The organism is Actinoallomurus sp. NPDC052274, from assembly GCF_040679475.1.
Lineage (GTDB): Bacteria > Actinomycetota > Actinomycetes > Streptosporangiales > Streptosporangiaceae > Actinoallomurus > Actinoallomurus liliacearum.
The window spans coordinates 1-2,841 of record NZ_JBFAUT010000132.1; the positions used below are offsets into that span (position 1 = coordinate 1).

General features: G+C 59.1%; 4 protein-coding genes. 1 reads left to right on the forward strand and 3 read right to left on the reverse strand.

Features of this window, described 5'->3' with window-relative positions:
- A partial coding sequence (locus AB0K82_RS44390) for a DUF5677 domain-containing protein (RefSeq protein WP_364409768.1) occupies positions 1-1,093 on the forward strand: 1,093 nt, incomplete at its 5' end.
- A gap of 265 nt (positions 1,094-1,358) precedes the next feature.
- Here the strand turns inward: AB0K82_RS44390 and AB0K82_RS44395 are convergent.
- From AB0K82_RS44395 to AB0K82_RS44405, 3 genes are all read right to left on the reverse strand, one after another.
- Complete coding sequence (locus AB0K82_RS44395) at positions 1,359-2,396, reverse strand: hypothetical protein (RefSeq protein ID WP_345850622.1); 1,038 nt, start codon at positions 2,394-2,396, stop codon at positions 1,359-1,361.
- A gap of 1 nt (position 2,397) precedes the next feature.
- Positions 2,398-2,616, reverse strand: a complete 219-nt coding sequence (locus AB0K82_RS44400; RefSeq protein WP_275497870.1) for a KTSC domain-containing protein — start codon at positions 2,614-2,616, stop codon at positions 2,398-2,400.
- 5 nt (positions 2,617-2,621) lie between these two features.
- On the reverse strand, positions 2,622-2,841 hold a 220-nt coding region (locus AB0K82_RS44405), incomplete at its 5' end, for a hypothetical protein (RefSeq protein WP_364409776.1).

Sequence of the window (2,841 nt, forward strand, 5' to 3'; positions counted from 1 at the left end):
GTTCGACTGGGACGGATCGGATGATATCAGCATCGACATCAAGCTTACCGGCGACGACCTGATGCCGGCTTTCGAGGCCGCTCTCAAATTCGCATCTGAAGAGCTGCCTGAGATTATTCCTAAAGCGCTCGCGAGCGCCGCGGAGGTCATCGTCCGGTCGCTCCGAGCCGACTGGCCGGCGCAGCGAAAACACGACCAAATGATCATGGCGGGGTTCTCCGCCAACCTGCACGACCGCTGGGGCGATGCCTTTGCGACACTCCGGATGATGTACACGATCTCAGTCGAGATCGGCGGCGGCATTGCAGCCGCTCGCCGCCGGTCGCGCGCTAGGCGCAAGCCTGTGCTTAACGACACTATGCTGCACCTGCACGCGAGGGCCTGTCAGGTGGTGTTCGAGATCATCACTCTGATGGAGAACGGTCTTGCGGATGGCGCGATGGCCCGTTGGCGGACGCTTCATGAGATCACGGTCGTTGCGACGATTTTAGCGGAGCACGGCGAGGAACTGGCGATTCGATACAGGTCGCACGCGGCCATTGAGTCGAAACGGGCGATGGACCGGTTTGTCTTATCGTACGAGCAGCTCGGCTACGCGCCCCCTACGAAACGGGACATCACCGAAACCGATCGGAAATACCAAGCGTGCCTCGACCGCTTTGGCGACAACTTCGGATCGGAGTATGGCTGGGCGGCGCAGCATCTCGGACTCAAAAAGCCACGGCTCGTCGATCTCGAAGTCGCCGCAGGTAAAAGCGCCATGCAGTCCTACTACCGGATGGCCAGCTACAACGTGCACGCAGGAGCCCGCGGCATCGACTTCCGGCTCGGCCTTCTTGACGGCAGCAACACCCCTACGGCACTGGCCGGCGCTAGCAACGCTGGCTTTCTAGATCCGGCGCGGAACACTGCTTACGACTTGGTGCTCATCACGACGCTTTTGTCGTCGGGCACCACACGGTTCGATCGGATGCTCGAGTGGCAAATCTTGACGCAGCTAAGGGACGAGCTCCTGCAACAGCTCGATAAGGCACAGCGTGCGCTCGAGCGCGCGCACCGCGCTCAACTCAGGGCGGAGCGCGCGACGCGATGAACCATTTCCAGACGCTCGCGCCTTCTTCTAAGCCCCCCGATCCGGCAGATCGTTCATGTTACCGGGCCGTCTATACGAACGGCTCGCTTTAGGGCTTTTCTGCCGTGCCGGAACGCTACGTCGAACGGCCGTTTTTGTAAGGAACCGAATATCAATGTTCGCCTAACCGGCATAGTTGGATGATAAAATGTGGGCCGACAGCTAGCCGGCATGTTCGGCGCGCATACTGCGGGAAGGCCGCCCGCAGGGGCAAAATCTCTACATCTCATGCGCAAAGATCGCCGATCTCGCGTTCGATGAGCCTAAAACGCTCCTTAACCTCGTCACCCGCATAAAAAGCAAGCATGTCTTCCTTGGTGAGGGTTCCTTCGGCGAGGAACTTGATAAGGTAGCGCTGATTGAATTCAGCGAGAAGGATCCCCTTCTCAATCTGCGCGAGGATCTGTTTCATATTGTCGATATTGGCGGTAACGAGGTGCTTCACCAGCGCCATGTCGCGCGCATCTTTGATCAGCCGGTTCACGATGATCTTCAGGACATCGGTGTCGAGCTCGAGTGTCTTTGCGTTGAGCGCGATGTCGCGCGCGAGCATGTAGGCGATGGCGAGATTGCGATAATCGCCCTTCTGAGAGTCGATGATCGCGATCAGCCCGATACCGGGCAGGAACTTCAGGTCCTGCACGGCGACCAGGATACTGTTGTCGACGAGCGAGGCGTCGAAGACGATAATCCCGGCCTGGCCGTCGCGATTGGCCTGCGCTTCGAGGAGCTGGCTCCAGGCGGTGTCCGCCTTCTTGGTGAAGATGTCCTTGGTCTGGATGTCACCGAGGCGGATACTCTTGTCGAATTTGCACTCGATTGCGATCCGCTTGCCGCTGTCGCCGGCGAGATGGCAGACTATGTCGCCGGTCTTGTTGCGGCGGATCGTACCGGCGCGGTCGCCGGTCAGTTCGATCCGGTCACCGATTTTCTGCCGATCGAAAAACTCGGACAGAAAGTCGGCGATATCGGTCTCGGCGAGCACGCCCTTCACCGCGGACCGGTAGAACAGCTCCTTCTTCATGTCGAAGATGAGTTTCAGGCTTTCGAGCTCAGTCCCGAGCTCGTTCGCGGTTCGCGAGAGGAAGCTCGAAAGCCGATCCTCCATGAGCGCCAGAACACCGATGTAGAGCGCCTTGTGGAGCTGCTCGTCGCGATCAGCGGCGGGAAGCTTGTTGAAGAACTCGAACAGGATCTTGTTGTCGACCTCGAAGGCACCGAACTGAACGCGACTGTTTTTCTGATCGAGGCTGACGAGCGGCATCTTAAACCTTGCTGTAACGATAATGACCCTTGATGGACGCCGCGAGGAATTCCCCCTTCGATCCGGCCTGATCGAAGGCCTGCGCTATCTGCGGCGGCACCTCATAGTAATGATAGCGGCCGCCGTTGAGAAACTCGACCTCGAGCAGCAGCTGATCCTCATCATAACGGATCGCCGCGAGGTTCGACGAGGTGAAAGGGTTGAATTCCTGCCAGGCCATATGCATCATTCCTTTTTGGGTGGGGTATGGACCGGGTTCTGCTGGAGCCAGGTCTCGACGAAATAGCGGTAGTCCGCGGCAATATGGGTCTTCAGATTCCAACCGCCAGGCGTCATCGAATCCTCGGGCGCGACCTCGTCGCTGATCAGCGGATCCTGGCTGTCGGGACGACGGTCGCGGGGTGGCGCTTGGATCATGGTGCGCATCGGCAGCCGCACTGCTTCG